General features: G+C 66.1%; 14 protein-coding genes. 4 read left to right on the top strand and 10 right to left on the bottom strand.

Features of this window, described 5'->3' with window-relative positions; genetic code table 11:
* Positions 1–33: 33 nt before the first annotated feature.
* A complete protein-coding gene (locus tag QY325_15415; GenBank protein WKZ66139.1) occupies positions 34–2,721 on the bottom strand; it encodes a sodium-translocating pyrophosphatase in 2,688 nt (895 codons plus the stop codon).
* A 177-nt stretch (positions 2,722–2,898) separates the two neighbouring features.
* Between QY325_15415 and QY325_15420 the strand changes: the two genes are divergently transcribed.
* The 3 genes from QY325_15420 to QY325_15430 all read left to right on the top strand — a co-directional run bounded on the left by QY325_15420 (position 2,899) and on the right by QY325_15430 (position 10,414).
* On the top strand, positions 2,899–4,485 hold the full coding sequence (locus QY325_15420; GenBank protein WKZ66140.1) for a glycosyltransferase family 39 protein: 1,587 nt from the start codon (positions 2,899–2,901) through the stop codon (positions 4,483–4,485).
* 133 nt (positions 4,486–4,618) lie between these two features.
* The gene (locus QY325_15425; GenBank protein ID WKZ66141.1) at positions 4,619–7,906 is read left to right on the top strand and encodes a T9SS type A sorting domain-containing protein; all 3,288 of its coding nucleotides are present in this window, start codon (positions 4,619–4,621) and stop codon (positions 7,904–7,906) included.
* A 288-nt stretch (positions 7,907–8,194) separates the two neighbouring features.
* A complete protein-coding gene (locus QY325_15430) occupies positions 8,195–10,414 on the top strand; it encodes a TonB-dependent receptor (protein WKZ66142.1) in 2,220 nt (739 codons plus the stop codon).
* A 68-nt stretch (positions 10,415–10,482) separates the two neighbouring features.
* Here QY325_15430 and ade read toward each other — a convergent pair whose 3' ends face one another.
* The 8 genes from ade to QY325_15470 all read right to left on the bottom strand — a co-directional run bounded on the left by ade (position 10,483) and on the right by QY325_15470 (position 20,558).
* Complete coding sequence (gene ade / locus QY325_15435; GenBank protein ID WKZ67997.1) at positions 10,483–12,108, bottom strand: adenine deaminase; 1,626 nt, start codon at positions 12,106–12,108, stop codon at positions 10,483–10,485.
* Between the two features lie 5 nt (positions 12,109–12,113).
* Complete coding sequence (locus QY325_15440) at positions 12,114–13,019, bottom strand: DUF2167 domain-containing protein (protein ID WKZ66143.1); 906 nt, start codon at positions 13,017–13,019, stop codon at positions 12,114–12,116.
* A 291-nt stretch (positions 13,020–13,310) separates the two neighbouring features.
* On the bottom strand, positions 13,311–14,438 hold the full coding sequence (gene dnaJ, locus QY325_15445) for a molecular chaperone DnaJ (protein ID WKZ66144.1): 1,128 nt from the start codon (positions 14,436–14,438) through the stop codon (positions 13,311–13,313).
* Positions 14,439–14,482: 44 nt separating this feature from the next.
* Entirely contained in the window at positions 14,483–15,121 is a 639-nt protein-coding gene (locus QY325_15450; GenBank protein ID WKZ66145.1) for a nucleotide exchange factor GrpE, read from the bottom strand.
* A 165-nt stretch (positions 15,122–15,286) separates the two neighbouring features.
* Positions 15,287–17,590: a M43 family zinc metalloprotease gene (locus QY325_15455; GenBank protein ID WKZ66146.1), complete on the bottom strand. Its 2,304-nt coding sequence runs from the start codon at positions 17,588–17,590 to the stop codon at positions 15,287–15,289.
* A gap of 165 nt (positions 17,591–17,755) precedes the next feature.
* Positions 17,756–18,337, bottom strand: a complete 582-nt coding sequence (locus QY325_15460) for a TlpA disulfide reductase family protein (GenBank protein ID WKZ66147.1) — start codon at positions 18,335–18,337, stop codon at positions 17,756–17,758.
* A gap of 118 nt (positions 18,338–18,455) precedes the next feature.
* Complete coding sequence (murA, locus tag QY325_15465) at positions 18,456–19,760, bottom strand: UDP-N-acetylglucosamine 1-carboxyvinyltransferase (GenBank protein WKZ66148.1); 1,305 nt, start codon at positions 19,758–19,760, stop codon at positions 18,456–18,458.
* 138 nt (positions 19,761–19,898) lie between these two features.
* Positions 19,899–20,558, bottom strand: a complete 660-nt coding sequence (locus QY325_15470; GenBank protein ID WKZ66149.1) for a DUF4290 domain-containing protein — start codon at positions 20,556–20,558, stop codon at positions 19,899–19,901.
* Positions 20,559–20,678: 120 nt separating this feature from the next.
* Between QY325_15470 and QY325_15475 the strand changes: the two genes are divergently transcribed.
* Positions 20,679–21,515, top strand: a complete 837-nt coding sequence (locus QY325_15475) for a glycosyltransferase (GenBank protein ID WKZ66150.1) — start codon at positions 20,679–20,681, stop codon at positions 21,513–21,515.
* A 5-nt stretch (positions 21,516–21,520) separates the two neighbouring features.
* Here the strand turns inward: QY325_15475 and QY325_15480 are convergent, their stop codons facing one another.
* Positions 21,521–23,938 carry a UvrD-helicase domain-containing protein gene (locus QY325_15480; protein WKZ66151.1) on the bottom strand — a complete coding sequence of 806 codons (2,418 nt, stop codon included), beginning with the start codon at positions 23,936–23,938 and terminating at the stop codon, positions 21,521–21,523.
* Between the last annotated feature and the right edge of the window lie 28 nt (positions 23,939–23,966).

The raw sequence follows: 23,966 nt of genomic DNA on the forward strand, positions 1-23,966 counted from the left end.
GCCGGGGCGCTCCCGTTGAATACTGTTCCGCGCCTAGCGCTCGCTCACGCGAAGGGCAGGGCCCTGGGTGGAGGGCTTGTCGAGGTAGAGCGGCTTGCTGGCGAATGGAGCATCGGCTCCATAGCCATTGGCCACCAGGCGATCCGATGCGATGCCTTTGGCGATGATGGCATTACGGAGCGCTTCGGCCTTGGTTTGCGCATCGGCGCCACCGGCTCCCAACTCGAGCTTCAGGGTGGGGTAGGCCTTGAGGATCTCGGCCGTATTGGTCACCTGGGCATCGGAAGCGGGGGTGAGCGCGGTGCCGGCATAACCCACCTCGTTGAAGGCGATCCAGGTGGTCTTGTCGGCGGGGATGGCGCGCATGATGAAGGTCATCAGGTCGTTCTCCATTCCGCCACTGGCGCCCTTCACCTCGAAGCCGGTGATCAGCTTGGTGCTGTAATCGGTGGCCCGGGCCTCCATGTGCCCGAGGGCCTCCCGGTCGGCGTCGGCGGCCTCCTGGGTCGCGCCCTCGGCATGGGCTGCAGCATGGCCGGCGGCAGGCGCGGCCTCCATCGCGGGCACCGCAGCGCCAGCCGCGTGATGGCCGGCCTCATTGATGTGCGGGGCGATGATAAGCGCTACGATCGAGGTGAGCTTGATGAGGATGTTCATCGAAGGACCGCTGGTGTCCTTGAAGGGATCGCCTACGGTGTCGCCGGTCACGGCTGCCTGGTGCGGGGGCGAGGGCTTGTCGCTCTTGTGCTTGTAGTACATCTGCCCGTCGATCTCCACGCCCTTCTCGAAGCTCTTCTTGGCATTGTCCCACGCGCCGCCCGCATTGTTCTGGAAGATGCCCATGAGCACCCCGCTCACGGTGATGCCCGCCAGCAGGCCGCCGAGCGCCTCAGGACCGAAGGCGAAGCCCACGATCACGGGGCTCAACAGGGCGAGCGCACCGGGCAGGATCATCTCGCGGATGGAAGCCTGCGTGCTGATGGCCACGCACTTCTCGTACTCGGGCTTGCCCTTGCCCTCCATGATGCCGGGGATTTCCTTGAACTGGCGGCGTACCTCGCGCACCATGTCCATGGCGGCCTTGCCAACGGCGCTGATGGCCATGCTGCTGAAGAGGAAGGGGATCATGCCGCCCACGAAGAGCATGGCCAGCACGTCGGCCTTGTAGATGTCGATGGCAGTGATGCCCGCCAGGCCCACGTAGGCCGCGAAGAGCGCAAGGGCGGTGAGTGCGGCGCTGGCGATGGCGAAGCCCTTGCCCGTGGCGGCGGTGGTGTTGCCCGTGGCGTCGAGGATGTCTGTGCGCTCACGCACCTCCTTGGGCAGACCGCTCATCTCAGCGATGCCGCCCGCGTTGTCGGCGATGGGGCCGAAGGCGTCGATGGCGAGCTGCATGGCCGTGGTGGCCATCATGCCCGCCGCGGCGATGGCCACGCCGTAGAGGCCGGCCAGCTGGAAGGACCCGAAGATGCCCGCCGCCAGCACGATGACCGGGAGGAAGGTGCTCTCCATGCCCACGGCGAGGCCGCCGATCACGTTGGTGGCATGGCCGGTGCCGCTCTTCTTCACGATGCTCATCACGGGCTTGCGGCCCATGGCGGTGTAGTACTCGGTGATGTAGCTCATCAGGAAGCCCACCACCAGGCCGAGGATGATGGCCCAGAACACGTTCATGCGGGCGATTTCCAGCACCACATCACCGCGCTGGAACGACATCGTCTCGGGAAGCATCCACCCGATGACGAAATAACTGGCCACGGCCGTGAGCAGGATGCTGCCGATGTTGCCCTTGTTGAGTGCGGCCATCACGCTGTCGGTGTCCTTGCTGATGCGCACGAAGAAGGTGCCGATGATGCTGAAGAGGATGCCGAGGCCCGCGATCACCATGGGCAGCAGGATCGGGGAGAGGCCGCCGAAGCTGTCACCGGTGGCGATCACCTCGCGGCCGAGCACCATGGTGCTGAGGATGGTGGCGACATAGCTGCCGAAGAGGTCGGCGCCCATGCCGGCCACGTCGCCCACGTTGTCGCCCACGTTGTCGGCCACGGTGGCGGGGTTGCGCGGATCATCCTCCGGGATGCCGGCCTCCACCTTGCCCACGAGGTCGGCGCCCACGTCGGCTGCTTTCGTGTAGATGCCACCGCCCACACGGGCGAAGAGCGCGATGCTCTCGGCGCCCAGCGAGAATCCGGCGAGCACCTCCAAGGCCTTCATCATCTCCTCGCCGTTCGGTGAGGCGCCATTGACGTACATCCGGTAGAACACGATGAACAGCACGCTCAGGCCCAGCACGGCCAGGCCGCTCACGCCAAGGCCCATCACGGTGCCGCCATTGAAGCTCACCTGCAGGCCCTTGGCCAGGCTGGTGCGGGCGGCCTGCGTGGTGCGCACGTTGGCTTTGGTGGCGATGCTCATGCCGATCCAGCCGGCGAAGGCGCTGAAGAAGGCGCCGATCAGGAAGGCCACGGCGATCACCCAGTCGCTGTGCTCCACCAGCGTACCGCTCCAGGCCAGCAGCACGGCGGCCAGCACAGCGAAGATCCCGAGCACCTTCCATTCGGCCTTCAGGAAGGCGCTGGCACCGCTGGCGATGTAGCCAGCCAGTTCCTTCATGTTGGCGTCGCCGGCATCCTGCTTGTTCACCCAGAGCGCCTTGGCGATCATCACTATCAGGCCCACCACGCCCAGCGCGGGGATGTAGTACATCAGTTCACTTCCCATGTGTCTCGTCGATTGTCTTGTATGCGCTTGTCAGTCAAGGTATTCGCCCATTCCGGCGAACGAGGGCGCGAATGTAGCCAAGCGGCCCGATCCAGGAAGCCCTCCTTTCCAAGGCGACGGCAGCGCCGATCCGAGGGTATGGGCCCGTGCCAGGCAATCAGCGCCTAACATTGCCCCATGACCGCCGCAGCCTTCCGCTGGTCGCTGGCCGGCTTGGCCGCTGTGGCGCTCTCGGGCGCCGGCCTTGATGTGATGGAGGTGGATGCCGCCCAGTACGCGGCCATGTCGCGCGATATGCTGGCGCAGGATGACTGGCTCAAGCTCTACCACCGCGGGCGCGACTACCTAGACAAGCCGCCATTGCTCTTCTGGCTCTCAGCGCTCTCCTTCAAGCTCTTCGGCGTGCACAATTGGAGCTACAAGCTCCCCAGCATACTCTTCGCATTCCTCGGCGTATTCAGCACGTACCGCTTCGCGCAGCTCTTCCACGGCGCGGCCATCGCACGCCGCGCCGCGGTCATGTTCGGTGCGAGCGCGGCCTTCCTGCTCATGACCAATGACGTGCGGTGCGATACGCTCCTCACCGGCTCGGTGGTCACGGCCATCTGGGCGGGCGCTACCTGGATGCAGCAGCGTCGTTGGTGGCAGCTGTTGGCGGCGGCTGCCGCGGTGGCGGCCGGCATGCTCGCCAAGGGCCCCATGGGTGCTGTGGCCCCCGTGGCCGCCTTGGGGGCCCACCTGGCCTTGGGCGGTCACTGGCGGGCTCTGCGCGACCTCCGATGGCTGGCCGCTCCGTTGCTCGTGGCCCTCGCCCTCATCCCGATGTGCATCGGCCTCTATGAGCAGCACGGTGTGCACGGCATCCGCTTCTATTTCTGGGAGCAGAGCTTCGGGCGCATCACGGGCGAGAACCGTTGGAGGGATGATAGCACGGTGCTCTTCTTCACCCATGAGCTGCTCTGGCAGGTGCTGCCGTGGACGCTGTTCGTGGTCGTCGGTCTTGGGCAGCATGTCATCGCCGCCTTCCGGCGCCAGCCTATGCCGGAGCATGCCGCCATGGGCGGCAGCCTGCTGGTATTCGCTGCGCTATCGCTGTCACAGTTCAAGCTACCGCATTACCTCTATGTCATCATGCCCTTGCTCGCGGTGCTCGGTGCCATCGGCTGGGACCATGCTGCGGCCCGATGGGCACGGTACGGGCAGGCCGCCGTGGTCTCGTTCTTGGCCGTGGCGCTCATCGCATTGACGGCATGGTGCTTCCCCACGCGCTGGTGGCCCATCATCCCGCTTGCACTTGCGCCCGGCGGCGTTTTGCTCTGTCGTGGTCTGGCGGCTCAGCATCGTGATCAGCTCTTCACCGGTACGGTATGGGTCTGGCTGGTCGCAGGCCTGGGGCTGAACACGCTGATCTACCCTGAGGTGCTGGGCTACCAGGCCAATGCCCGGGCAGGGCGGTGGGCGAAAGCGCAGGGGCTGGATGCCAACCGATTCTTTGTGCTGAACGCTGGCGGCACGGCACTCGACTTCTATGCGGGGTTCACCCCGGGAGGATTGGCTTCAGCCGAACAGGCCGCAGAGGTGGTCAATCCCGGATTCGCCATCTATACCGACGCTCAGGGCCTGAAGGAGCTGTCGGCAAGTGGGCTCGTGACGGATAGGGTGCTGGAATTCGAGGACTACCGCGTACAGCTCCTCTCCCTGGACTTCATCCTCCCAGGGACGCGGGCTGAGGCGACGGACCGTCGTTATGTGGTGGTGTATTGAGGTCTTCGCCTCCACCTGCCGGCGTTCATGATTTTTCGTGTTTCCGTGAACAGTCTTGGGCGGGGCGTGTTCTCCCCGCACTAACCCATACCCCATGAACTGGTTACCTACCCCTCGTTCACGGTTCCGTGTCATGACACGGGCCGTGCTGGGCGGCCTCTGGGCCGCCGCTGCGCTGTCCATGGCGCAGCCTTCCCTGGCCCAATCGGGCGGTGCATGCAGTGCGCAAGCCGGCACGCTCCGTGGCTTCAAGGCCACCGATTGCCTCCAGGATGGCGGTACCTACATCGGCGGCATCTCCATGGGCGACCAGGTTGTCCCGCCGGGCTTTCAGTCCATTTTCGTCCTTACCAAAGGCCCGGGCCTGGTGATCCAGGCGGTTGCCAACCAGCCCATATTCAATGTCTCCAGCACCGGACTTTACACCATTCATCGCCTGGTGTACGATCCCGCCACGCTCGACCTCTCCATCGTCCAGTTCGGTATCACCACCGGCTTCGATGTCAACGGCCTGCTCATCCAAGGCGGAGGCAGCATCTGCGCCAGCTTGGATGTCAATGGCACGAGCGTGCTCGTGGACAATCCGGATGCCGGCAGCCTGTCGGCGCTGAATCCGGCGCCCTGCCTGGAGGGGGGTGTCGCCATGCTCGATGCAACGGTTGCGGATGCCCCGTACGTGCCCGAGGGCTACTCCGTGGCCTACGTGCTCACGCAAGGTCCGGGCCTGGTCATCATCGGCGCAGGCGGTGAGCCCTCATTCCAGGTGAACGCACCGGGCAGCTACACCATCCACACCCTTGTGTACGACCCCACCACGCTGGATCTCGGCATCGTGCAGCCCGGTGTCACCTCCGGCTTCGATGTCAACAGCCTGCTCATTCAAGGCGGCGGTGCGATCTGCGCGGCGCTGGATGTCCCTGGCGCCTCCTTCCAAGTGGCCGATTGCCCTGCGCCTTGCACTGCCTTTGCCGGAACGCTTTCGGGCTTCAAGCCCACGGATTGCCTGCAGGAGGGCGGGACTGTCATTGGGGGCATCTCCAATGGAGACCACATCGTGCCTCCCGGCTATCAGTCGCTCTTCGTGCTTACCAAGGGGCCTGGCCTGGTGGTCCAGGCCGTTTCGGACCAGCCCGTTTTCACCGTCTCCAGCACCGGTCTCTATACCATCCACCGGCTGGTATACAATCCCGTCACGCTCGACCTTTCCATCGTTCAGTTCGGCGTCACCACCGGGTTCGATGTCAACGGTCTGCTCATCCAGGGCGGCGGCAGCATCTGTGCCAGCCTGGACGTCACCGGAACGAGCGTGCTGGTGGACAATCCGGATGCCGGTAGCCTCTCGGCTGTCAATGGCTCGGTTTGCTTGGAGGACGGCTCTGCCGTGCTCGCCGCCTCCGTGGAGAATGCGCCCGTTGCGCCTGCTGGCTATGCGGTGGCCTATGTCCTTACGCAGGGCACGGATCTGGTGATCGCGAATGCCGGCGCCGAGCCCTCGTTCGAGGTGACCGCTCCTGGGACCTATACGATTCACACGCTGGTCTACGATCCCGCGACGCTCGATCTGGGCATCGTCCAACCGGGCCTCACCACCGGGTTCGACGTCAACAGCCTGCTCATCCAGGGCGGAGGCACCATCTGCGCTGCCCTCGATGTGCCCGGTGCTGTTTTCGAAGTGAGCGCGTGTGAAGAGCCGTGCACGGCGGATGCCGGCACCCTTTCCGCCAACACCCTCGAGGACCTTTGCCTGGTGGAAGGAAGTGCGACCTTGAGCGCGACGCCCAATGGCGATATCGCGGTGCCTGCGGGCTACAGCGTGGTGTACGTGCTGACGAGCGGCGCCGAGCTGACGATCGTGGGCGCGGGCGCTTCGCCGGAGTTCACGGTGGATGCCGAGGGCCTCTACACGATCCACACGCTGGTGTACGACCCGGCGACGCTGGACCTGGGCATCGTTGAGCTGGGCGTGACCACGGGCGTGGATGTGCTGAATGCGGTGGTGGCCAACGGACTGTGCGCGAGCCTCGATGTGGCGGGCGCGGCCTTCAACGTGGTGGCCTGCGCGGAGCCTTGCACGGCGGATGCGGGCACGCTGACGGCGAACAAGTCGGCCTGCCTCGATGGCACCCTGACCTTGAGCGCGACGCCCAATGGCGACATCGCGGTGCCTGCGGGCTACAGCGTGGTGTACGTGCTGACGAGCGGCGCCGAGCTGACGATCGTGGGCGCGGGCGCTTCGCCGGAGTTCACGGTGGATGCCGAGGGCCTCTACACGATCCACACGCTGGTATACGACCCGGCGACGCTGGACCTGGGCATCGTTGAGCTGGGCGTGACCACGGGCGTGGATGTGCTGAATGCGGTGGTGGCCAACGGACTGTGCGCGAGCCTCGATGTGGCAGGCGCGGCCTTCAACGTGGTGGCCTGCGCGGAGCCTTGCACGGCGGATGCGGGCACGCTGACGGCGAACAAGTCGGCCTGCCTCGATGGCACCCTGACCTTGAGCGCGACGCCCAATGGCGACATCGCGGTGCCTGCGGGCTACAGCGTGGTGTACGTGCTGACGAGCGGCGCCGAGCTGACGATCGTGGGCGCGGGCGCTTCGCCGGAGTTCACGGTGGATGCCGAGGGCCTCTACACGATCCACACGCTGGTGTACGACCCGGCGACGCTGGACCTGGGCATCGTTGAGGTGGGCGTGACCACGGGCGTGGATGTGCTGAACGCGGTGGTGGCCAACGGACTGTGCGCGAGCCTGGATGTGGCGGGCGCGGCCTTCAACGTGGTGGCCTGCGCGGAGCCTTGCACGGCGGATGCGGGCACGCTGACGGCGAACAAGGCGGGCTGCCTCGATGGCACCCTGACCTTGAGCGCGACGCCCAATGGCGACATCGCGGTGCCTGCGGGCTACAGCGTGGTGTACGTGCTGACGAGCGGCGCCGAGCTGACGATCGTGGGCGCGGGCGCTTCGCCGGAGTTCACGGTGGATGCCGAGGGCCTCTACACGATCCACACGCTGGTGTACGACCCGGCGACGCTGGACCTGGGCATCGTTGAGGTGGGCGTGACCACGGGCGTGGATGTGCTGAATGCGGTGGTGGCCAACGGACTGTGCGCGAGCCTGGATGTGGCGGGCGCGGCCTTCAACGTGGTGGCCTGCGCTGGTCAGAATGAAGGCTTCTCGCTGACAGCGTGGCCGAGCCCTGCCAACGACATCGTGCGGGTGACCGTCAGGAATCCCATGGTCCGCGCCGAGATGGGCATCTACACCCTTCAGGGGGAACTGGTGATCCCGGTCCGCGCGCTTGCCAAGGGTGAGCAGACCATCGCGGTCGACGTCCAGGAGTTGCCGGTAGGCACCTATGTGGTGCGCGTCATCGGAGGCGATCAGGTTGCCACGCAGCGCATCATGCGCATGGAGTAACGGGGGTAGGGCCCCGATAGGCCGGGTCCGGGGGCGAAGACGAGCGATCGTCGGGTCCTCCGGATCCGTGCTTTTCCAGAGGTGCTGTGCCGGGGCGAAGTCCTCCTCGCATTCCGGCGATCGGTGCCGTTTGCGGCATCCCGTGGCCATCGGTTCATCCGCCTGGCGCTGAAGGCCGCCGCGATTGGCAGGCTTCACCCGGACGCAGCCCGGAAGGAACGGTCCGTTCTGATTACCGTGATCGGGGTATTGCCCACCAGCTCGCCGGCAGGGTGCTTTGCGGCCGAAATGAAGGGTCGCATGGAACGCGTGAGCGGATGGCGGAGCGCTTTGATGCTGGTGTCAGCCTTATGGGTCAGCGGTGGGCTTCGGGGTCAGGAAGGCGATAGCGTGAAGGTGGTCGGCCTCCGCTCCGTGGAGGTGGTCGGCGATCGGCACGGGCATGCTGCAGCGCGGCTTCCCGAATTCCACGAGACCCTGATCATGGCTGGCAAGAAGAACGAAGTGCTCCGCTTGCGCGCCCGTGAAGCAGACCTCTCCACCAACCTGGCGCGCCAGGTATTCGCCAAGGCTCCGGGCATCACCGTGTGGGAAAGCGAAGGCTCGGGCATCCAGACTTCCATCGCGGCGCGCGGCCTCAGCCCGAACAGGTCCTGGGAGTTCAATGTGCGGCAGAGCGGATACGACATCTGCGCCGAGGCATTCGGCTATCCTGAGGCGTACTACAGCCCGCCCTTGGAGGCGGTGGAGCGGATCGAGGTGATACGGGGCGCCGCTTCGCTGCAGTTCGGCCCCCAGTTCGGCGGGCTGGTCAATTACCGCATGAAGCGCGGAGCCCCGGACAGGCTGGCCGCGGTGGAGCTGCGGCAGACCACCGGCTCCTACGGGCTCAGCAATACATACGCATCCGTGGATGGCACCTGGCGTCGCCTGTCCTATCATGTCTTCCATCAGCGGCGCAGCGCCGATGGATGGCGGTCGAACAGCCGGTACACGACATCCGCCTCCGGCGCATCGGTGGCCTGGGCGGCCTCCGGCCGCTTGGAGCTGGGGCTCGAGTACACGCGCATGGATTATGTGTCCCAGCAGCCCGGTGGACTCACGGACCATGACTTACAAGTGGGTCCGAGGTCGAGTCAGCGGGCCCGCAATTGGTTCAGCGCGCCGTGGAACGTGGCCGCCATCACGGCTGACCTCCGGCTCAACCCGCGCTCTCGGGCCAGCCTCAAGGTGTTCGGCACGCTCGCCGAGCGCAACAGCGTCGGATTCCTCCGCCCGATCCAGGAGCCGGACACCTTCATCACCGCCCTCGGGTCATTCGCTCCCCGACAGGTCGATCGCGATGCATACGCCAATACGGGAGCCGAACTGCGCATCCTGCAGGGATTCAGCGCCGGGCGCGTCAAGGGCAACCTCTCCGCAGGCCTGCGGCTCTACCGGGGGCGCACGGACCGGCGTCAGCAGGGCAGGGGCACGGCGGGGAGCGATTTCGACCTTGCACTGACCGATGCTTTTGCCAGGGACCTGGCGCTAACGACGGAGAATGCCGCGGTATTCGCCGAGAGCCAGTTCAAGTTGGGCGAGCGCCTGAGCATCGTGCCCGGTGCCCGCATCGAACTGATCCGATCCGCCGTGCAGGGCCGGGTCGCCGCTCTGCCACGTGGGGAGCTTCCGCGTGATGCGCGCGAACGGCGCGTGGTGCTCTACGGCGTCGGTGCCGAGTATCGCGTCACCGCCACGGCTTCGCTCTATGCCAACTACAGCACGGCCTACCGGCCGGTGCTCTTCTCCGAGCTCACGCCGGCGGCCACCACCGACATCGTCGACCCTGCGTTGCGCGATGCCAGCGGCGCCAACGCGGACCTGGGCTACAGGGGCAATATCGGCCGCTTCATCGCCTTCGATGCCGGCGTGTACCGCCTCGTGTACCGCGATCGCATCGGAACGGTGCAGCGCGACGGCGGCGTGTTCCGCACGAACATCGGCGACTCGGAGAGCCGGGGCGCGGAGGCCTATGCGGAGGCGGATGCCCTTGGCCTGCTGGCGCCGCACGGCCGCTGGGGAGCGCTCCGGGTCTTCGCATCGGTCGCCGTCATGAGCACGCGCTACACCCGTTGGAGCAACCCGGCGCTGGCGGGCGATCCGGTGCGCGGCATCGAGGGCAAGCGCGTGGAGTATGCGCCCGAGCGCGTGGAGCGCTATGGGCTCACATATGCGCGCAAGCGGGTGTCGGTGACGGCGCTGGTCAACCGGGTCGGCGATGTATACACGGATGCTGCGAATTCGGAGGCCCCCAACGGCGCCGCTACGGTGGGTCGCATCGATGCCTATCAGCTGCTCGACCTCTCGGGGTCCTGGCTCCTGCGTGAGGGCGTCGAGGTCATCATCGGCGTCCGCAATGCCGGCGATGCGGTCTATGCCACGCGGCGTGCGGGCGGCTATCCAGGCCCGGGACTGCTTCCGGGCGAGGGCCGCACGTTCTACCTGACGCTATCGGCCCGGCTCTGAGCGCGATGCCTGGATGCAGGCCGCAGCACGGAGGTGCGTCACTTGGTGCTGCGGGTGGTGCCGCAAGGTCAGGCGAGCAGCCGGAAAGAGTCCCCGTCGAAGAGCCCCAGGTCGCTCAGCTTCAGGTGAGGGATGACCAGCAGCGCCATGAAGGAGAGCGTCATGTAGGGAGCGGAGAGCGACGATCCGAGGGCCTTGGCCTCACGGTCCAGCGCGGCATACGCATCGGCCACGATGTAGGCGTCGGCATCGCTCATGATGCCGGCCACCGGGAGCGGCAGCACCCGGCGATGCGCTCCGTCCGCCAGGCTGATGCCTCCGCGATGCTCGATGACGAGATTGATGGCGGCGCAGAGGTCCTCGTCGTTGGTGCCTACGGCCACGATGTTGTGGCTGTCGTGCGCCACGCTACCGGCGATGGCTCCGCGCTTCAGACCCGTGCCGGTGATCCAGGCCTTCGCGGGAGGAGCGTCGGCATACCGGTTCACGACGGCGATCTTCAGCAGATCCTTCTCCGTATCGGCAACCAGCGCGCCTTCGCGCACCGTGGGCGGCATCCAGCGCTTGCGGGTGATCAGCTGGCCATCGATGGCTTCGATGGCCAGCACATCGCCGGCAGTGGCCGGCATGCGGAAGTCGGCGGGGCGCTTCGGTGCGCAGGCGAAGCGGTTGGGTGCCGTGCAGGGCACGCGATCGATGAGGCTCCGGCCATCCGCGGCCACGAGGCGGCCGCTGATCCAGGTGCGCTTCACCCTGAAGCGCTCAAGGTCCTCCACCAGGATGAAATCCGCCGGATCGCCCACCCGCAGGCGACCGATGGATAGGCCGTAATGGAGGATCGGATTCAGGCACGCGGCCCGGAGCACCTTGAAGACGTCGATGCCGCGGGCCACCGCCCGTGCGCAGAGGTCGTTCACATGGCCTTCCACCAGGCTGTCGGGATGCTTGTCGTCGCTGCACAGCATCATGCGGTCGCTCCAGTCGTGAAGGAGGTCGATCAGGGCTTCGAAGTTCTTCGCCGCGCTGCCCTCGCGCACCTGCACGCGCATGCCCTGCTCCAGCTTGAAGCGCGCCTCCTCAGCGGTGAAGCACTCGTGGTCGGTGCTGATGCCTGCGCCGATGTACCGCGTTGCCGCATCGCCGTGCAGCCCTGGCGCATGCCCGTCGATCGGCTTGCCGAGGAGCTTGGCGTGGGCGATCTTCCGCATCACCTCGGCCTCCCCACTGAGCACGCCGGGGAAGTCCATCACCTCGCTCAGGTACAGCACTTCCTTCCGCGCAAGGAGGCGCGCCACCCCATCGCTGTCGATGCGGGCGCCCGCCGTCTCGAAAGCGGTGGCGGGCACGCAGCTCGGCGCGCCGAAGAAGAAGTGGAAAGGCACCTGGCGGCCATTGGCGATCATGTACTCCACACCGGCCTCGCCCAGCACGTTGGCGATCTCATGCGGGTCGCTGATCGTGCCCACCGTGCCATGCGTCACCGCCAGGCGGGCGAATTCGCTGGGCACGAGCATGGAGCTCTCAACATGGACATGCGCGTCGATGAAGCCGGGGAGCAGGTAGCCTTCCGTGAAGCCCTTGGCCTCCGTGATGGAGGCGATGCGGCCATCGGCCACGCTCACCTCGGCGGGGAGGATGCACCGGCCCTCGATGTCCACGAGGCGGGCACGGATGGTGAATGCCCCGCTCTCCATTCTGATCACCGCCGCTTACGGATGAAGAGGAACCAGATGCCGATCAGCAGCAGGAGGAGCCCGAGGAATGCCCCGATCGCCACCTTCACCGCAAGGCCGATCACCTCCTTCACGCGTTCGCGCGTCTTGCCATCGATCAGGCCGTCCAGGCCCTGGTCGGCAACGGCATCCGTGGCAGGGTCGAATTGCTCATACCGGTGGCCATCGTTGAACCGGGCCATGCCCAGGATCAAGGGCAGCTCGGCCTGCACCATCTCCAGATGGTCCATGCCTGACACGGCGTTGATCACCAGCACGCCATGGCGCCCAAGGATGCGGATGTTGTAGTTGAGCACGTTGCGGTCGCTGCTCTCGCTCACCATTTCCTTGGCCCAGTGCAGCGCTTTACGCTCCTTGTCATAGTACGGCGGCGCTGCCCAGCCCACCAGGAGGAGCGAACCGTAGCCGTCGGCGCGCCGCTGTTCGTTGGCGATGCTGTCCTCGCGCAGCATCTCCTTGAGCTTCGCATCGTAGTCGATGCCATCGGCATCCTCATCGCGCACATAGCCGATGCGCTCGTAGTAGAGGATGTAGGACGGAACGTCGTCGTACACGCCGGCGTCGGCCGGCATCACCACGCCGAGCAGGTCCTCTGCGATGCCCGGCGGGTTCTCCCACACCTCCACCACGAGCTGCTCCGCCTGCTCTGCTCCCAGGAATTTGTAGCCCGGCGGCACGGTGAGGGTGGCGGCTCCCTCCGCCAGCTTAGCCTCACCCTCGACGAAGGCGAACGCGCCGATCAGCGAATCGATATAGGCTTCATGGTCGCGCTCGCCGTCATCGCTGTAGAGGGCGGTGCTGTCCTGCGCAAGCAGGCAGGCCGGCACCAGGGCGATCAGGAGCAGCGGCAGGATTCGGGGGTGGGTCTTCATGGCTCTTGCGGCGAAGGAAGGCAATGATCAGCGGATGGCCGCGCCGGCCCTTTCCCGGCAATCCAGGTGGCGGTTACGCGCCCCCGGTGGGCGGGGCTGCGGCGCTCTGGCCGCTGTCCGGCAGAACGGGTCGCCTTGGTGGTGGAACAGGAGCGCATCGCGGCTGCTGATGGTGAACAGTGGGCGACCGTCACCGGCAGCGGGATGGCCCGCATGAGGACATCGCACCGATGGCCACCAACAGAGGGTGCGCTTAACCCGGTGCACGGGTTGAAGGCGGCGGCCGGCCGATCAGTGCCCGAACATCTCCTTCACCCGCTCGAAGAAGCCCTTGTCCTTGGCGGTGGGCCGCGGCTGGAATCCCGGGCTGTGGCGCAGCTTCTCCAAGGTCGCACGCTCCTCCTTGCTCAGGTCGCTCGGCGTCCACACCGCCACATGCACGAAGAGGTCGCCTTGGCCGTGGTGCTGCACGCTCGGGAGCCCCTTGCCCTTCAAGCGGAGGACATGGTTGCTCTGCGTGCCGGGATCGATCTTCACCTTGGCCTTGCCGCTCACCAACGGCACCTCGATATGGGTGCCGAGCGCCGCATCCACCATGCTGATGAAGGCCTCGTGGTGCAGATTCATGCCGTCACGTTTCAGGTCGGGGTGCGCTTCCTCCTCGATCACCACGAGCAGGTCGCCCGGAACGCCCCCGGCGGGGGCCTCGTTGCCCATGCCGCTGATGTTCAGCTGCATGCCCTCCTCCACGCCGGCGGGTATCTTGATCGGCACCACCACCTCTTCGCGCACCAGCCCGTGCTCATCGCTGCCCGGTGCACGCTTGCTCACGGTCTGCCCGATGCCGCCGCAGGCCGGGCAGGTGCTCACCGTCTGCATCTGTCCGATGAAGGTGCTCTGCACGCGCCGCACCTGGCCGCTGCCGCCGCACGTGCCGCAGGTGCCGTATTCGCTGCCCTTGGCGCGCACCAGCTTGGTCACCTTGATCTTCTTCTCCGCGCCGTGCGCGATCTCCTCCAAGGTGAGCTTGATGCGCACGCGGAGGTTGCTGCCCTTGACGGTGCGGCCGCGTGACCGCCCGCCGAAGCCTCCGAAGGCGCCTCCCCCGAAGGCATCGCCGAAGATGTCGCCGAACTGGGAGAAGATATCCTCCATGTTCATGCCGGCCCCGCCTTGGAAGCCCCCGCCGCCCATCTGCGGACCGGCATGGCCGAAGCGGTCGTACTTCGCCTTCTTTTCGGGGTCGCTCAGGATCTCATAGGCCGAGGCCGCTTCCTTGAAGCGCTCTTCGGCAGCCTTGTCCCCGGGGTTCTTGTCCGGGTGGTATTTGATGGCCAGCTTCCGGTAGGCCTTCTTGATGTCGTCCGCGCTCGCGCTGCGGTCGACGCCGAGGACTTCGTAGGGATCGCGCTTGCTCATTTCTGTTGTGCTTCCGGCTCGTGCCGGGCCATGGTGTCCCGCATTTACTCGCCCACTACCACCTTGGCGTAGCGAATCACCTTGTCGTGCAGCGTGTAGCCGTTCTCCACCACGTCGATCACCTTGCCGCGGAGCTCATCGCTCGGTGCGGCCGCCTTAGTGATGGCCTCGTGGCGGTCCGTGTCGAAAGGCTGGCCCTTGGCATCGGGCATCGGCTTCACGCCCTGGCTGCCGAGGATGTGGAGCAGCTTGCTCTGGATGAGGTGGAAGCCCTCCCGCACCACGGCGATGTCATCGGTCTTCCCGTTGCTGGCGATGGCACGCTCCATATCGTCCAGCACCGGCAGCAGGTTCTTGATGACGTTCTCGCCGGCGAACTGGATCAGGTCGATCCGCTCCTTCGCGGTGCGCTTGCGGAAGTTGTCGAACTCGGCGCTGAGGCGGATCCATTTGTCCTTCAGCTCCGCTGCATCCGCCCTCGCTGCGGCGAGCTCCGCGGTCAGCTCCGCGATGTCTTCGCGGCCATCCGCGGCGGAATCGTGCATCACATGCTCCGCAGCGGCTTCACTGGCCGCGCTGAGCGGGTCCCTTTCCGCTTCGTTCTGGGCATCTGAGGGCAGGGCATGATGAGCCGCTTTGTCAGCAGCGGCATCGGCGGGACTGACATCCGGTCGTTCCGACATGGTCTTTCGGCGCTTTTTGAAGATCATGAGCACAGGGTCAATCACGGTGCCAAGGGGCGCTCCGTTCAATGCGGCGCGAAGGTCGGGGACTTTTTGGCAGCGTGGCGATAGCGAGGAGGGCCGCTCCATGGGGCGGCCCTCCTCGGTTGGTGCTGTTGGCGGGGCTTACCGCTCGATGAGGAAGCGCTGCTGATGCACCTGCTCGCCTTCCATGATCCGCAGCACATACATGCCGCTCCGCAGGTCGGTGAGGGGCAGGCCGAAGGTGGACAGGCCCTCCGGCATTCCTTGCTGCAGGGTCATCACCTCGCGCCCCATCGCATCGATCACCGTCAGCTGCAGGGCGGTCTCTGTCTGGGCCAGGTAGTCGACGTTCAGCTTGTCGGCCGCCGGATTGGGGTAGAGGTTCACCGGGCCGCTCGAGACCTGCTCCGCCACCACCGCTTCATGATCGCCGGCGAATTCTCCCTCACGGAAGTTGGTGCCGCTTATGCTGGCCCTCAGCGTGTAGCACTGGCTGGCATTGAAGGCGCCGTTGTAGCCGTACACGCGGATGTAGTAGGTGGCCACCGTGGAGGTGTTGAGGATGATGGCTTCATTGGCGGTGCCGCCGTTCTGGCTGATGCCCACCTGCGTGCTGGTGCCCCGGTAGAGGCGCACATCGTAGTCGGCGGGCAGGTTGGTGAGGTCGATGCGGATGCGCCGTTGCGAGCTGGTGTTGCTGAACCTGAACCAGTCCGCATCGGTGCTGGTGCCGATGGCGGCCTGGATGTTCGTGTTCACGGAGATCAGCTTGGCGGCACTCGCCGAGTTGTTGCTTTCCCACGTGTCGCAGCTGGTGGCCACCGGCGTGGCGCTGGCATTGAGCGCGTAGCACTGCGTGGCGCTGAAAGCGCCGTTGTAGCCGAACACATGGATGAAGTAGGTGCCGGCCGGAGCGTTGCTGTAGGAGATGCTCTCGCTGGTGGTGCCGCCGTTCGCGCTGCTCGCGAGCTGGGTGCCCGCGCTGTTCAGCAGGCGCAGGTCGTAGTCGCCGGCCAGGTTGCCCAGCGTGATACCGAGGTTGTTGGTGCCGGTGGTGGTGAACCGGTAGTAGTCGGCGTCGGTGCTGCTGGCGATCAGCGCGTTCAACGCGAGCGGCAGGCTGACTGATGCTGGCGCCGATGTGCTGTTGTTGGGCTCCAGCGCATCGGGGCATCCGCCGGTGCTCTGCGTGGTGAAGCTGCCAGCAGCGCTGTAGGCGCTGCTTCCGCTGCTGCAGTTGGCGCGCGCCTGATAGTTGTAGGTGGTGGCGCTTGCCAGGCCGCTCAGGCCGAAGGAGGTGGCCGTGGTATTCACCGTGGTCCAGGTGCTGGACGCTGCGGTCTTGTACTGCAGGTCATAGCTGGCCGCCCCGCTCACCGCGCCCCAGCTCACGGTGGCGCTGCTTGCGGTGATATTGGATGCGGCCAGCCCGCCGGGAACCGCGCAGGTGCCGCCACCGCTGGGAGGCACGCAGCCCAGGGAATTCAGCAGCGCCGCACGCGAGCCGCCGGTGCCGAAGAGCGCCTGCATGCGTGTCTTCTGGCCCAGCGTGAAGATGTTCATGCAGCCGTCGTTGCTGTAGTCCATGTAGTTCATGCTCATCTCCACGGGCGTCCCGGTGCAGGTGCTGTAGTGCGGATAGGCGGGGCAGCCGCTGTTGGCCGCGTTATGCACCGGCGTGTCGCTCACCTGGTCGTTGCCGCAGGTGGCATCGCCCCAGATGTGGCGCAGGTTCAGCCAGTGGCCCACCTCATGCGTAAGCGTGCGGCCCAGGTTGAAGGGCGAGGCCGTGCCGGGGCTGGCGATGCTGCCCACTGAGCTGAAGAGCACCACCACGCCATCCGTAGCGGCTGTGCCGCCCGGGAACTGCGCGTAGCCGAGCAGCCCGCCGCCCAGGTTGCAGGTCCAGATGTTCAGGTAGCTGTCGCGCGGCCAGGCGTTGCTGCCGCCGTTGGCCGTGTACTTCACCGCGTCGTTGCTGCTGAAGCTGGTCACCGTGGTCTGGCGGCGCACGATGCCCGTGGTGGGGTTGCCGCTGGGGTCGCGCTGCGCCAGGCAGAACTGCACCTCGGTGTTGGCGGCCACGCCGGTGAAGATGCTGGGCGTCTGGTTGGCATCGCTGTTCAGGCGCGCGAAGTCGGCATTGAGCTGATTGAGCTGGGCCTGGATCTGGGCGTCGCTCAGGTTCTCGGCGGTGGTGCGCCACACCACATGGAACACCACCGGGATGGTGACCACCGCGCGCTCCTCCTCGCCGTGGGCCGCGGCCCAGTCGTGGGCGTGCTGGTCGATGGATTGCAGGAACTCGCCGCGATCGGGGTCGGCCAGGATCTGCTGCTGCAGGTACTCCATGCTGCCGCAGTTGCGCTGGGCGCTGAGCGGTACTGTGAGCATGGCAATGAGGAGGAGCAGGATCACGCGCAAGGGAGAGGTACGGTGGCTCATGGGCAAGCGGCTTTGGTGTGTGGTCGTTCGGTCACCACAACGTTAATCCAACGGTTCGTCCCTTCCAAGAGGCCGGGAAGTGGCTCCCGTGCAGAATCGCCGGTCGGTAGGAATGCAGAAGCCCCCGGGATTTCCGGGGGCTTCCGCGCAGAGGAGCGGCTCCCCTTACAGGCTCTTCACGTGCTTGTCCAACTCCTGGTGCAGTGCCATGCCGCGCAGGTTCTTGGCGATGATGATGCCGTTCGGGTCCACCAGGAAGCTCATGGGGATGGAGCTCACGCCGTAGAGCTGGGCGCCCTGCGATTGCCAGAACTTGAGGTCGCTCACGTGGTACTTCCAGGCCAGGTTGTCCTGGGCAATGGCCTGCTTCCACTGCTCGCGGCTGCGGTCCAGGCTCACGCTGTACACCTCGAAGCCCTTGGCATCGGCGAACTTGGCCTTGCTGTACTTCTGGTAGGCGGCCACCACGTTGGGGTTCTCCATGCGGCAGGGGCGGCACCAGCTGGCCCAGAAGTCGATGAGCACGTACTTGCCCTTCAGCTCGGAGAGCTTCAGCACCTTGGTGCTGTCGGGATTGAGGAAGGCCAGCTCGGGCGCCTTGTCGCCGATGCTGGTGCCCACTTTGGCCTTGCCCGATTGCGGGGCTTCGGAGGCCTGGTTCCGGGCGGTGAAGCCATAGACGGCCAGCAGGGCCACAGCGGCAATGGTGAGGATGCGCATCTTGGACATGAGCGTACGGGGATTCATGCGGCGAAGGTAGGCGGATGGTTGGGCCGGCTCTTCAGCCAAAGTCGTGCCGGAGGAGGGAAGGCCATTACCCGGGCTGCGACCCTGCAGCCGGGGGGCCGGGCCGCCGGCTCCGTGCTCACACCACCTCGATCTTGGCGCCGATGGCGTTCAGCCGGCCCTCGATGTCCTGGTAGCCGCGGCGGATCTGCTCGATGTTGTCGATGGTGCTGGTGCCTTCGGCGCTGAGCGCGGCGATGAGCAGCGAGACCCCGGCCCGGATGTCGGGACTGGTCATGCGGATGGCGCGCAACGGGATCTGGAAATCGTGGCCGATGACCAGCGCGCGGTGCGGGTCGCACAGCGTGATCTGGGCCCCCATCTCGATGAGCTTGTCCGTGAAGAACAGGCGGCTCTCGAACATCTTCTGGTGGATGAGCACGCTTCCCTTGGCCTGGGTGGCGGTGACGAGCACGATGCTGAGCAGGTCGGGGGTGAAGCCCGGCCACGGCGCATCGGCGATGATCATGTTGCTGCCGTCGATGAAGCGGGTGATGGTGTAGTGCTCCTGGGCCGGGATGTAGATATCGTCGCCCTTGCGCACCACCACGATGCCCAGGCGGCGGAAGACATCGGGGATGATGCCCAGGTGGTCGTACCCGGTGTCCTTGATGGTGATCTCGCTCCGTGTCATGGCCGCGAGCCCGATGAAGGAGCCGATCTCGATCATGTCCGGCAGCATGCGGTGCTCGGTGCCGCCCAGTTCCCGCACGCCATCGATGCGCAGCAGGTTGCTGCCGATGCCCTCGATGCGGGCGCCCATGCGGACGAGCATATGGCACAGTTGCTGGATGTAGGGCTCGCAGGCGGCGTTGAAGATGGTGGTGCGCCCCTGGGCGAGCACGGCGGCCATGATGATGTTGGCCGTGCCGGTCACGCTGGCCTCATCGAGCAGCATGTAGCAGCCTTTGAGCTGCTTGGCCTCGGCGCGGTAGAAGCCCTCCTTCGCATCGTACCGGATCTCGGCGCCCAGCCGCTCGAAGCCCGTGAAGTGCGTATCCATCCGGCGCCGCCCGATCTTGTCGCCGCCCGGGCTGGGGATGTAGCCGCGTCCGAAGCGCGCCAAGGCCGGACCGGCCACCATCACGCTGCCGCGCAGGCTGCCCCCCATGCGCTTGTACTCCGGATCGAGGAAGAACTCCAGGTTCACCGACTTCGCCTGGAACCGGTAGCTGCCCGGAGCGAGCTTCTCCACGGATACGCCCATGGCGCGCAGCAGCTCGATGAGCTTGTTCACATCCACGATGTCGGGGATGTTGTGGATGGTCATGGGCTCGCTGGTGAGGAGCACCGCGCAGAGGATCTGCAGGGCTTCGTTCTTGGCGCCCTGCGGCACCAGTTCGCCCTTCAGCCGTCGGCCGCCCTCGATTCGGAAGCTGTGCATGGTGATGCGTGTTGCCGCGAAGCAACAACGCCTGCCCGGGGCTCCGCGGTGCGCTGCTGCCGCGGTACTAACAGCACGGTGTGGCTCCCCGCCGTTGCAGGCGGCCGGCCGTGCGCTTCAGCGCAACCCGCCCCGGCCTCAGAAACGGTTCTTCCGGCGGTTGCGGTGCCGCTTCTTGCCGCCCTGACGCTTGCGCGTATCCACCTCGTTGCGCGGACCGCTCTGCTGTGCGCGGAGCAGGTCGGCGGTCTGGGCCAGCTGGGCGTCCGGGGCAGGGCGCACCTTCCCCGCGCTCAGGTCGCTCAGGTCCTTCAGGATAACGCCATCGGGCACCGTGTCACGGTTCCAGGCCAGGAACTGCCGCTTCATCAGGTTGGCGATCAGCAGCGCATAGGCATCGCGCTTCTCGCCGGGCTCCATGGCCGCGCATTGCGCTGCCATGCGCTGCACCATCTTGCCGTAGTGCCCGAATTTGATCTCCGACTGCGGGTAGGGCACGCGCTCGGGCTTGCTGTCGAGCTCCTCGGGCGTGGGCTTGGGGTACGGGGCGTCCACATCCAGCTTGAACTCGCTCATGATGTGGAGGTGGTCCCACAGCGTTCGCTCGAAGGTGTCGCTGTTGCGCAGCTGCGGGTTCAGCCGGGCGATGACCTGGATGATGGCTTTGGCCGCGCGCGTGCGCTGCTCGCGGTCCTCCAGGTCCATGCAATGCTGCACCATGCGCTGCACGTTGCGGCCGTACTCGGGGATGATCAGCCGCGGGCGCTGCGTGTTGTAGTCGAACGGGATGCTGCTCATCGGGGAGCGGTTCAGGGATCGGGAGCGGGCGCCACGGCAGCAAGCCGGCGGCAGCCGAGGGGCGAAAGTAGGAAAGCCGCCGCAGCGGCTGCCGCCCGGCCCCGGCTACTTTTGGCCGCCATGCGGCCCCAGGTCTTCATCAACACCCGCTTCAACATCGTGCTGAAGGAGGCCATCGAGCGGGTGGACAAGGCCGGCGCGCCCACTGGCACCGAGGCCTGGCTGCAGCGCCGGTTCGACCTCTTCGAGAGCACCTGCCTGCCCAGCCTGATGGCGCAGACCGACCCGGACTTCACCTGGCTCGTGTTCTTCAGCCACCGTACGCCACAGCCCTTCCTGACGCGCATCGCGGAGATCCAGCGCCGCTTCCCGGCCTTCACGCCGTGCTTCCTGCAGGATGGCGAACTGCAGGTGCGGCGCTACCGCCAGGAGGTCCGCCAGCGGCTAGGCCCCTCCGACACCCACGTCATCACCGGCCGCATCGACAACGACGACGCCTTCCACCGCACCTATGTAGAGCGCCTGCGTTCGGAGTTCCATGGACAGGAGGATGAGATCATCAACTTCCTCAACGGTATCCAGTACGACATGGACCGCGGCGTGGCCGTCGACCTGCGCAAGCCGAGCAATCCGTTCATCGCGCGGATCGAGCGGGTGAAGGAGGGGGCGCTGAAGACCGTGCTCGATGTGATGCACCATCAGGCCCAGGATACGGGCCTGCTCCGCGATGTGGAGAACAGGGAGCCGCTCTGGCTTCAGCTGATCCACGGCGGCAATGTGCTCAATCGCCTGGCCAGCGGGCGTGTGCGCTTCGGCATCGACCTGAACCTGGAATTCGGGCTCGTCGGGGCGCTGCGCTTCAATCGCATGGCGGCGGTGCGCGTGGCCGCGGAGCACCTCATCGGCCGCCCGCTGTCCCGCGCCCGGTCCCTCTGGCGCAGGGCCATCGGCCGCTGACCGCCTCAGCCTTCCACCACCGTCAGCTTCGCGAAGCGCAGCAGCAGTTGCTTCTGCCCGGCGCTGGGGAAGAAGACCGTGGCCTTGAGGTCGGGCGGGGTGCCTTCCACCTTCAGCACCTTGCCCTTGCCGAAGCGCTCGTGCTCCACGGTCTGGCCCTCGGCGATCTCGGTGGCCATGGCGCCCAGGGTGCTGGTGGCCTGCAGGGGCGTGCCGCTGGCGCTGATGCGCTTCAGGTTCTTGCGTTCCGGTTCGGTGGAGGTTGGTGTGCGCGCGGGCGGCGTTGGCTTGGCATAGGGGGCCGCCTTCGCGATGCCGGGTGCGCTGCGTTCGCGGCCATACACCGGTTTGGATGAATGCTCGTCGCTGGCGCGGTCGCTCCCTGCCGCCTTGCGTGCCCATGGAGGTGTATTGCGGTCGAAGCCGCCGAAGAGCGCGGGCCGTTCGGCCTGCCGCGGCATCTCCAGGTACTTCGGGTCGATCTCGTCGATGAAGCGGCTGGGCTCGCTGGCGGTGAGGTTGCCCCATTTGTAGCGGCTCATGGCGTAGCTCAGCGTGCAGCGCTTCTCGGCACGCGTCAAGGCCACATAGAACAGGCGGCGCTCCTCTTCCAGGTCGGCGCGGCTCTGCACGCTCATCATGTTCGGGAAGAGCTCTTCTTCGAGGCCCACCACGTGCACGTAGGGGAACTCCAGGCCCTTCGCCGCGTGTATGGTCATCAGGCTCACGCGGTCGTTGTCGTTGGGGTCGTCATTGTCGGCGTCCGTGAGCAGCGCCACGTCGATGAGGAAGTCGCTCAGCGTGCGCGGCACGTCGATGCCCTCGGCCTGTGCATCGCTGAACTCCTTCATGCCGGCGAGCAGCTCCTGGATGTTCTCGTAGCGGCTCACGCCCTCGGGCGTCTTGTCGGCGAAGAGCTCCTTCAGGATGCCCGTGCGCCGCGCGATCTCCTCGCCCAGCACCGCAGCGCTGTGCGTGGCCAGCTGAGACTGGAAGGCCTGGATCATCAGCACGAAATCGGCCAGGGCCTTGCGCGTGCCGCCGTGGAAGTCGAGTTCCTGCAGGTGGTTCAGGATCACGTCCCAGACGGGCATCTGCCGCTCGGCCGAGGCCACCAGCAGCTTATCCACCGTGGTCTGACCGATGCCGCGCGTCGGGTAGTTGATCACGCGCTTCAGGGCCTCCTCATCGCGCGGGTTGCACACCAGGCGGAAGTAGCTGATCAGGTCCTTGATCTCCTTGCGCTGGTAGAAGCTGAGGCCGCCGTAGATGCGGTAGGGGATGTTGAGCTTGCGCAGCGCCTCCTCCATGCTGCGGCTCTGCGCGTTGGTGCGGTACAGGATGGCGAAGCCCTTGTTCGGCACCTGGTTCTGCATCTTGGTCTCGAAGATGCTGTGGGCCACGAAGGCGCCCTCCTCATTGTCGCTGAGGGCGCGGTGCACGCGGATCTTCTCGCCCTCGCTGTTGTCGGTCCAGATGGTCTTCTTGATCTGGTCCTTGTTCTTCTCGATGAGCGAATTGGCCGCGCCCACGATGGTCTTCGTGCTGCGGTAGTTCTGCTCGAGCTTGAAGAGCTTGTGGTCGGCGTAATCGCTGCGGAAGTTGAGGATGTTCTGGATGTTGGCGCCGCGGAAGGCGTAGATGCTCTGGCTGTCGTCGCCCACCACGGTGAGGTTCTCGTGGCGCGCGGCCAGCGTCTTCACGATCTGGTACTGCACCAGGTTCGTGTCCTGGTACTCGTCCACCAGGATGTACTGGAAGCGGCTCTGGTACTTCACCATCGCGTCCGGGTGGTCGCGGAACAGCAGGGCGGTGTTGTAGAGCAGGTCATCGAAGTCCATGGCGCCCGCACGGAAGCACTTCTCCGCATAGGCCTTGTAGATCTCGCCGATCTTCTCGCGGCCCACGGCGGCATCGCCGGCCATCAGCTCGCCGTTGGCCAGGTACTCCAACGGCCCGATGAGGTTGTTCTTCGCGATGCTGATGCGCGCATGCACCTGATTGGGCTTGTACAGCTTGTCATCGAGCTGCCACTCCTTCAGGATCGACTTGATCACGCTGCGGCTGTCGTCGGTGTCGTAGATCGTGAAGTCCTTCGGGTAGCCCAGCTTGTCGGCTTCGGCGCGGAGTATGCGGCTGAACACGCTGTGGAAAGTGCCCATCCACAGGTTGCGCGCCTCGGTGCTGCCCTGTGCGCCCAGGATCTTCGCGATCCGCTCCTTCATCTCGCGCGCCGCCTTGTTGGTGAAGGTGAGGGCGAGGATGCGGAAGGGGTCCACGCCCTTGGCCGCCATCAGGTGGGCGATGCGCACGGTGAGCACGCGCGTCTTGCCGCTGCCCGCGCCGGCGATCACCATCATGGGGCCTTCGGTGGCCTCCACGGCGGCGCGCTGCGCGGGGTTCAGGCCGTCGAGGTAATTCATCGGGCCGAAGGTAGGATCGCGCGGGAGG

The sequence above is a fragment of the Flavobacteriales bacterium genome (assembly GCA_030584065.1).
Lineage (GTDB): Bacteria > Bacteroidota > Bacteroidia > Flavobacteriales_F > PHOS-HE28 > PHOS-HE28.

Bases quoted from the DNA above. Each gene is read 5' to 3' on its own strand.
- QY325_15415 (WKZ66139.1), bottom strand. From the start codon at position 2,721: ATGGGAAGTGAACTGATGTACTACATCCCCGCGCTGGGCGTGGTGGGC.
- QY325_15420 (WKZ66140.1), top strand. From the start codon at position 2,899: ATGACCGCCGCAGCCTTCCGCTGGTCGCTGGCCGGCTTGGCCGCTGTG.
- QY325_15425 (WKZ66141.1), top strand. From the start codon at position 4,619: ATGACACGGGCCGTGCTGGGCGGCCTCTGGGCCGCCGCTGCGCTGTCC.
- QY325_15430 (WKZ66142.1), top strand. From the start codon at position 8,195: ATGAAGGGTCGCATGGAACGCGTGAGCGGATGGCGGAGCGCTTTGATG.
- ade (WKZ67997.1), bottom strand. From the start codon at position 12,108: ATGGAGAGCGGGGCATTCACCATCCGTGCCCGCCTCGTGGACATCGAG.
- QY325_15440 (WKZ66143.1), bottom strand. From the start codon at position 13,019: ATGAAGACCCACCCCCGAATCCTGCCGCTGCTCCTGATCGCCCTGGTG.
- dnaJ (WKZ66144.1), bottom strand. From the start codon at position 14,438: ATGAGCAAGCGCGATCCCTACGAAGTCCTCGGCGTCGACCGCAGCGCG.
- QY325_15450 (WKZ66145.1), bottom strand. From the start codon at position 15,121: ATGTCGGAACGACCGGATGTCAGTCCCGCCGATGCCGCTGCTGACAAA.
- QY325_15455 (WKZ66146.1), bottom strand. From the start codon at position 17,590: ATGAGCCACCGTACCTCTCCCTTGCGCGTGATCCTGCTCCTCCTCATT.
- QY325_15460 (WKZ66147.1), bottom strand. From the start codon at position 18,337: ATGAATCCCCGTACGCTCATGTCCAAGATGCGCATCCTCACCATTGCC.
- murA (WKZ66148.1), bottom strand. From the start codon at position 19,760: ATGCACAGCTTCCGAATCGAGGGCGGCCGACGGCTGAAGGGCGAACTG.
- QY325_15470 (WKZ66149.1), bottom strand. From the start codon at position 20,558: ATGAGCAGCATCCCGTTCGACTACAACACGCAGCGCCCGCGGCTGATC.
- QY325_15475 (WKZ66150.1), top strand. From the start codon at position 20,679: ATGCGGCCCCAGGTCTTCATCAACACCCGCTTCAACATCGTGCTGAAG.
- QY325_15480 (WKZ66151.1), bottom strand. From the start codon at position 23,938: ATGAATTACCTCGACGGCCTGAACCCCGCGCAGCGCGCCGCCGTGGAG.